The organism is Streptosporangium sp. NPDC051023, assembly GCF_040689595.1.
Classification (GTDB): domain Bacteria; phylum Actinomycetota; class Actinomycetes; order Streptosporangiales; family Streptosporangiaceae; genus Streptosporangium.
Map to the genome: position 1 here is coordinate 1 of NZ_JBFBCE010000169.1, position 7,187 is coordinate 7,187.

General features: G+C 70.1%; 6 protein-coding genes. 4 read left to right on the forward strand and 2 right to left on the reverse strand.

Annotated features, from left to right (window positions below; all coding sequences use genetic code 11):
* Nucleotides 1-44 precede the first annotated feature (44 nt).
* The gene (locus tag AB0395_RS47180) at nucleotides 45-305 is read left to right on the forward strand and encodes a hypothetical protein (protein ID WP_366294627.1); all 261 of its coding nucleotides are present in this window, start codon (nucleotides 45-47) and stop codon (nucleotides 303-305) included.
* Between the two features lie 21 nt (nucleotides 306-326).
* Here AB0395_RS47180 and AB0395_RS47185 read toward each other — a convergent pair whose 3' ends face one another.
* The gene (locus tag AB0395_RS47185; RefSeq protein WP_366294629.1) at nucleotides 327-734 is read right to left on the reverse strand and encodes a hypothetical protein; all 408 of its coding nucleotides are present in this window, start codon (nucleotides 732-734) and stop codon (nucleotides 327-329) included.
* Between the two features lie 392 nt (nucleotides 735-1,126).
* The gene (locus AB0395_RS47190) at nucleotides 1,127-4,345 is read right to left on the reverse strand and encodes a S8 family serine peptidase (RefSeq protein ID WP_366294632.1); all 3,219 of its coding nucleotides are present in this window, start codon (nucleotides 4,343-4,345) and stop codon (nucleotides 1,127-1,129) included.
* Nucleotides 4,346-4,469: 124 nt separating this feature from the next.
* On the opposite strand from AB0395_RS47190, the gene AB0395_RS47195 reads away from it, so the two are divergent.
* Genes AB0395_RS47195 through AB0395_RS47205 form a run of 3 tightly spaced genes read left to right on the forward strand, consistent with a single transcriptional unit; the run spans nucleotide 4,470 to nucleotide 7,010 of the window.
* Nucleotides 4,470-5,087, forward strand: a complete 618-nt coding sequence (locus AB0395_RS47195) for an RNA polymerase sigma factor (protein WP_366294634.1) — start codon at nucleotides 4,470-4,472, stop codon at nucleotides 5,085-5,087.
* The gene (locus AB0395_RS47200; RefSeq protein ID WP_366294637.1) at nucleotides 5,080-6,117 is read left to right on the forward strand and encodes a CU044_5270 family protein; all 1,038 of its coding nucleotides are present in this window, start codon (nucleotides 5,080-5,082) and stop codon (nucleotides 6,115-6,117) included. Before AB0395_RS47195 ends, AB0395_RS47200 begins: the two co-directional genes overlap by 8 nt.
* Nucleotides 6,114-7,010 carry a hypothetical protein gene (locus AB0395_RS47205; protein WP_366294640.1) on the forward strand — a complete coding sequence of 299 codons (897 nt, stop codon included), beginning with the start codon at nucleotides 6,114-6,116 and terminating at the stop codon, nucleotides 7,008-7,010. Before AB0395_RS47200 ends, AB0395_RS47205 begins: the two co-directional genes overlap by 4 nt.
* The last annotated feature ends 177 nt before the right edge of the window (nucleotides 7,011-7,187 follow it).

Genomic DNA, 7,187 nt, shown 5'->3' on the forward strand with positions numbered 1-7,187 from the left:
AGGTCTGACCAGGCCAGTCTTGCTCAATGGCGGATTCTGAGGGTGTGACGTTCCTGCGTGCTGATGTTGATCGTTTTTGTCGGGAGATCGCCGACCTGGCGCCTGCGGTACGGCTGCGCCGGTTGGCGGAGCTGCGTGCGATGCTGGAAGAGGTGACCGGTGCGGCGCTGATGGTGGCGATGGCGGACGCGCGGGGTGAGGGATGGGGTCTGCGCAAGATCGGTACGAGCGCCGGGATCTCGCATGAGCAGGTACGCCGGATGCTCACCGAGAGCCGTCCAGCCCGGGAGCATCCGGCGCGCTGAACGCGAGGGGGTTAAAGGGGGTTACCCGGCGGGCGGGGGCGTGCGCAACGGCCGCAGCTGCCCGTCGCGGACCAGCTCGGGCCAACTCTCCGCGTTTGGGGAAGACGCGCCGGCGCCAGGCCGAGGACAGCACGCCCACGGAACCTCGCGGGGGTCGAAGTCGGTGCGGCGGCGCTCGATCGCTTTGAGGAAGTCCAGCGCCGCCAGCACCTCATGGCCGCGCCGCGCCCCTTGCCCGGACGTCTCGGCGGCACCGGCGTCGAAGTCGAGGTGCTTGAGCAGCTTGGGCAGGAAGCGTCGGACAGTGGCGTAGCGGCGCCGGTCGTCGGCATCCAGGTGGAAGAAGGCGCCCAACTGGGCGATGTCGGGGACGGCGTTGAAAACGCCGTATCGGCTGCGTTGCCCGGCGGATAGGAAACCGACCGGCATGGGGAGCCTCCAGGCATGCGAGGGCGCCCCCACCTCGCACGGCGCGGTGGGGGGCGCCCTCACGGATATCAGCAGCGGTCACGCCAGCTGATCGACGCGACCGGTTACGTGGTGAATTGTTTCAGTCTCAGCCAGTCATGATCACCTGCCGGGGGGCGCTCCGCTTGGCAACCCTCGTGGGTGCCCTCACCGATGAGTTTGCGGATGATCTCGGCGCGGCGAAGACGCGGAAGATAAGACGGCCGCCGGGGCGGTGTCCAGGGCCTCGTGCGGTGGGCGGAAGTCGATGCTGCGGCCAGCGACGATGCCCCACCTCTCCAGCGGCGGCGCGGCATCAAGGCCACCATCCCCCAGCGGGAACGCATCAGAGGTGGCAATCCCACGGCTCGCGGTCAGTTCCGGGGTGCGATGCGGTAGGCCCGGATGATGGTTTGCTCGACGGTGTTCCCTGAGGTGTCGGCGGCCTTCGCGCGCAGGGAGACGAACCCTTCCGCGGCCGGGTGGTTCACTGTGACCTGGCCCTTGCGGATTTGGGCCGGGCTCCAGGTGGCGCCGTCGTCGAAGGAGACCTCCACGGTGAGGTCGCGCACCTCGTCGGCGGTCGAGCCCCGCTGTCGTTCCACGCGGACCGGTATCCGGTAGGTTTCGCCGCTGGGTGCGGTGTTACGGGCATCCAGCGCGGGGGAGAAGCGGACGACGGAGACCGGCAGGGGGTTGTCGTCCTCGGTGCGCTCGGAGCGGAATGTCCAGGCGGCCGAGTTGCGGGTCGTCAGGGTGGCGGGTGCGCCTCGCTCGGTCTCTACGACCACCCGGTAGTTCGCTGCGCTCGGTGGAACCTGGAACCCCTTCCCGCCCAATTCGGAGTGTTCGGCGACCAAGACGCCGTCGCAGTAGAGCGCGACGCGCGCCCGGGTGGTAACCGACCAGCCGGCGTGACCGGCGCCGTCGCCGTACATGGGCACGTTCACCCGGATGGAGTCCCCGGAACGGGTCAGCCCGCCGAACTCCTCGCCCCCCGCCAGGACGGGAGAAAAGACGCCCAGGTTCCACGATTCCCGGTAGACGCGGCCGGGCGTGTAGCCGGTGAGGCTTGACTCCAAGGCGGTCCCACTGCTCTCGGGGCCGTCCTCCCAGAAGTAGCGCCGCCACTTCGCCCCGCCGTCGGCATTGACGTACTCAACGCGCACGGACGGCGTGGTGAACGTCGTCTCGGTCAGCAGGTCAGAGATCGGGCCGCCGGGCAGCTGAGCGGCGACCGCGGCGCGGCCCCTGCCGCCAGTCAGGTGGGCGGCATAGGCAATGTGGACGGTCGCCAGGTCACGGCCGGCCACCTTGCGGCGGAACCCTGTAACCATGCCGCCCTTGTGAAACCATGCGAGCCGGTAGACGCGGGAGCCGCCGGGCAGTGCCCACGTCCCACTGATCTGGGTCAGTGACCCGTCGTAGGAACGGTCGGGGCCGAGCTGCGCGGTCGTCAGGTTCTCGAACCGGTCCGAGACGACGGGATAGGAGAGCCTCCCATCGCTGAAGGTGACCTGCGCTCCGACCTGCGCGGCCGACGGGTCGGGCACGGTGACCGAGATCGGCTTGCCCAGGCGCGCGTCCAGGGCGAGGGTCTGGTTCTCGGCCAGGTCGAGGCCGGGGTGGATCAGCTGGGTGGTGTGGTCTCCGTCGAACAGGGTGCTCCTGACCATCCAGCCGCCCTTGGGCAGACGGAGCGTGACGGGGCCGTCGCCAGTGTCCTGCACGGTGATCTCCTTGATGAAGCCGGAGGAGTCCGTCCGGTGCAGCGTGGTGAGGTAGTCGGCGGTCGGGCTGCCGTCGCGGCCGGTGTGTTCGAGGGTCAGCGCGTAGGTCTCCCTCTCGTTCTCCACCGCCACCGGCGTGCTCACCCGCAGGTCACCGCTGGCGGCGACGAGGTAGCCGCCGAGGTATCCCACCGGGGCCGCCGCGGTGTCGGCGGTGACCGAGACGTCGACCTGCCCTCCCGCGGGCACCGTCACCGTCGTGGGATTCACCGTGAACGGCTTCGCATCGCCCTGGCTCTCCACGGACAGCTTGAGCGTCACCGGCGCGGCTCCGTGGTTGCGGTAAGTGACCTGCCGTGTGAGGGGCTTGTCGTCGTCGTGCGGCCACTGCTGCACGCCGAAGCCGACACCGCCGGGCTCGGCGGTCACCGCCTGGGCCGTGGCCCGCCCCACATCGACCCGGCCCGCGCCCTGGTCGAAGACGCCCACCGCCGGGTTGGACGATGCCGATCCCATCAACGCCGCTTTGAGCGTGCCCGCGCTCCAGTCCGGGTGCTGCCCGGCCAGGATCGCGGCGGCCCCGGCGACGTGCGGGGTGGACATCGAGGTGCCGGACATCGCGATGTAGGAGCCCTCGCCGGACGGCGCGTCCTTGGCGTGGGCGGCGACGATGTCCACCCCGGGCGCGGTGATCTCGGGCTTGAGCGCCGAGTCGGCGGCGCGCGGCCCCCTGCTGGAGAAATCGGCGAGTTCGTCGGACTTGGTGACGGCTCCCACGGCCAGGGCCGCGTCGGCGCTGGCCGGCGATTCCACCGAGCGCTCATCGCCGCTGTTGCCCGCAGCGACCACGAACAGCATGCCGTAGCGCTGGGTGAGCGTCTCCACCGCCGACTCCAGCGGATCGATCTCAGGGGTGTCGGCGCCGCCCAGGCTCAGGTTGACCACCTTCGCGCCCTGCTCGCCAGCCCACTGCATACCCGCCAAGAGCGCCGACTCCTCGCAGAAGATCGCGCAGACCTTCCCGGCCAGGATGCTGACACCGGGTGCGACCCCCTTATACGTCCCGCCGGAGGCGGCGCCGCTGCCCGCGATGGTGGAGGCGATGTGAGTGCCGTGCCCGTTGCGGTCCGCGAGATCGGCGGATCCGGTGAAGTCGGCCTGCGCGCTCACCCGGCCCGACAGGTCGGGGTGCGTGGCGTCCACGCCGGTGTCGAGCACCGCCACCTTCACCCCGGCGCCGGTGTAGCCCCGCTGCCACGCGATGGGTGCGCCGATCTGCTTGACGCTGCTGTCCAACGCCGGCTTGCGCAGGCCGTCCAGCCAGATCTTGCCCACCCCACCGGACAGGGCCTGCCCACCGCCGACGACGCCGTTCCAGAACCTGGCCCGGTCTTGCTTGGAGGCCCGTACGGCCAGGCCGGACACCGCGCTCAGCTCCCGCGTCACCCGGGCGCCGCCTGCGGTCATCGCCGAACGTAGCCCACCCGCGCGCGCCGCCTCCGAGCCGGTCACGATGAGCGGCAGGTCGCCGCGGCGGTCGTCATAGCCGAACTCGATGAGCGTCGTCACGTCGAACAGCCTCGGATCAAGCCGTCCCCGGCGCACCAACGAGGCAGCGTCGCTGGGTAGGACCCGCAGCCGCCCTTCCCGCTCATCGATGACGAAGGAGATCCCGGTACGGCCCGCGCCTCGCTCGACCTGGACGCCGCCGCCCGTGCCGGTCAGCGTCACCCGGTCTCCGGTGATCAGGGTGACCGTGACAGGAGTGCCGGCCGGCGCGGGCCCGTCCTCGGCCACCGCAGCCCCTGGTGCGGCGAGCGCCAGCACCATGACCCCCGCCAGTAACGAAAATCTGCTTCTCATATCCTCTTCCATCCGGTATCCCTGTGGTCCGCCGCGAATGGCGGATCACCTGTACTCCGCCGGAAAAGCCGACCGCTTTCACCAGGGAGTGAAAGCGGAACGCCTCATCGGATGAGTAGGGGATGTGACTGCCAATTCGACGGCTCCGGATCTCGCCGATCCACGGGGGACGATCAGCGACGAGGCTCTGGTGGAGCTGTCGCGCCGGACGCCCGAACGATTCGGTGAGATCTACGACCGGTACGTGAGCGAGATCCACGCCTACCTGGGCAGGCGGCTCGACCGACAGGCCGCGGACGACCTCACGGCCGAGGTGTTCCTGGCCGCGTTCAGGAAACGTGAGACGTTCGATCCCCGGCGTGGCGCGGTCCGTCCCTGGCTGTACGGCTTCGCCGGCAACGTGATCGCCCTGCACCGGCGCGCCGAAGCCCGGCGGCTGGCGGCGCTGCAGCGCAGCGCCGGCGCGGACGACAGCCGGGAGTACGGCCACGAGGATCGCGTGGTCACCCGCGTGGACGCCGTGAGCACACAGGGGCGGCTCGCGGCCGAACTGCGCGCGCTTTCCGACGGCGACAGGGACGTGCTGTTGCTGAGCGCGCTGGGCGAGCTGAGCCATGAAGAGGTGGCCCAGGCGCTCGACATCCCGTACGGCACCGTCGGATCCCGCCTGTCTCGGGTCCGCAGGAAGCTCCGTGCCGCCCTGGGCGGCGTCAATCCGTTGCTTGGAGGCTCTGATGGATGATTACCGGGCAGTGCGGGACCTGCTGCCCACACCGCCGTTGTCGCCCGAGGTCGAGCAGGCCGGGCGCGAACGGCTGGCCGCCGCCTTCGCTGAGGAGCGGGTACGGCGTGGCCGCAGGACCGTCAGGTGGAGGGCGTTGGCGCTTGGCATGGCCGCCGCCGCCGCGGCGGCGATCGTCATCGCGCACGTCGCGCCCGCTGGCGTGCCCGCCCCTCGTGGCCCGGCCATCCAGGCGGACGGCAAGCGGTTCCTACTGGTCGCGGCCGCCTCAGCGGCCGCCATGCCCGACGAAGGCGCGTGGTGGGGCGGCACGGAGGTCCACGGCTGGCAGTTCCACGAGCCCGGCGGACGGTACGTCCTGCGTGAGAGCGAGTCGGTCGAGACCTGGATCCCCGCGGACCCCGAAGGGCGCACTTGGTACCGTCGGACCTCTCAGGGGATCAAGCCCGCGACGCCCCGGGACGAGGCGGCGTGGGTCGCCGACGGCTCGCCGATGTCCTGGACGTACGACAAGCCCTCGGAAAACGGACGCTTCGGTGTCGTACGGTCCGAACCTGGTGAGCAGCGGACCTGGTCGACCGAGGACTGGGACTTCCGCATCCTCACGGCGGGCAAGCCGCTGACCAAGATGAGCGAGGTGCCCGACACCCCTGAGGGGCTGAAGGCGTTCTTCGCCGCCGACGATCGTACGACCATCGATACCGCGGCGCGGCTGCTGTTCTTCGCGCCGGTGACGAGCGGAACCAGGGCCGCCGCGTACCGGCTGCTCGCCTCGGTGCCCGGGGTCACCGCCGTCGGGCAGGTGAGCGATGCGCTGGGCCGGGCCGGGCAGGCGATCGAGTATGAGTCCGGCGAGTTCGCGCCGCCGAGCTACAGGGGGGCGACCAGGACCCGGCTGGTGATCGACCCCGCCTCCGGCAGGCCCCTTTCCATCGAAGTCCGTTCCGCTGCGGACGGCTCGCTCCTGGCGTACACCGCGATCCGGGACAGCCGCTGGGCGGATTCCAACCCGTTGAAGGAGAACGAATGAGATTCACTCTTGCCGTTGCTGCTGGGCTGCTGTTCGCCGGTGTGGCCGCTGTTCCGGCGTCCGCCGACGCGCCGAAGGCAGCGTACTGGCGGGTCGAGACGATCTTCACCAAGACCCACCCTCACGCGGTCGGCAGCGGTTACCACCTGACCCAGCGCAGGGTCAGCACCGAGTGGCTGTCGCCAGAGGGCAGAAGCTGGAACGGCTTCCGTGAGCTGGGAGCCAAGCCCGCGACCAAGAAGGACGAGGCGGCCTGGCGCGCCGACGGATCTCCGACCATCTGGGACTATCGCACGGAAGGCATGAAGGTTCACCTGTCCACCCAGCCCGGCAAGGGCTCCGTGCAGGCGGCCAAGGGGCGGCCCAACGGGTTCCGGCTGGGCGAGAAGTATGTTACGTACCAGCAGCTCCAGGCGCTGCCGATGGAGGCCGAGGCGCTCAGGAAGCAGCTGACCGCCGAGGTCAACACCTGGATCGACGAGGCCGCCGAAGAGGCGAAGACCACCGACCCGAAGGCCACGAAGAACGACTGGCTGGTCAACCTCGACCGATATGTCGCCGAGCGGGCGGCCGAGCTCCTGTACGCGAACCCGGTACCCGACAAGGTCAGGACCGCCGCCTACCAGGTCCTCAAGACCACCAAGGGCGTCAGCGACCTCGGCCGGAGCAAGGACCCGTTGGGCCGCTCCGGCCAGAAGCTCGCCCTGCCCGTCTCGTCCAGCAAGGGGTCGGTGCTCAAACAGCAGCTCCTCGTGGACACCACGGCCATGACGCTGCTGGCCGAGTACACCGACCTCAACGACGGCGGCAAGACGATGCTCGGCCAGTCCGGCGTGGAGACGTTCAAGGCCGGCTGGACGAACGACAAGCCCGCCGTTCCAGACGTGAGCTGACCCGAGCCTTCGCCGCAGCCCTGGCCTCCGCGCCAGGGCTGCGGCTACCCAGGGCCGTCACCGAGTACCACCTCGGGCTGCTCGCCCCACATCTCATCGAAGGGACCACCATTCGCCCCCCACGTAAACCCTCCGCTCCACTCGATCCGGGCGATGAACCATAGTTGCGCGTCCCGC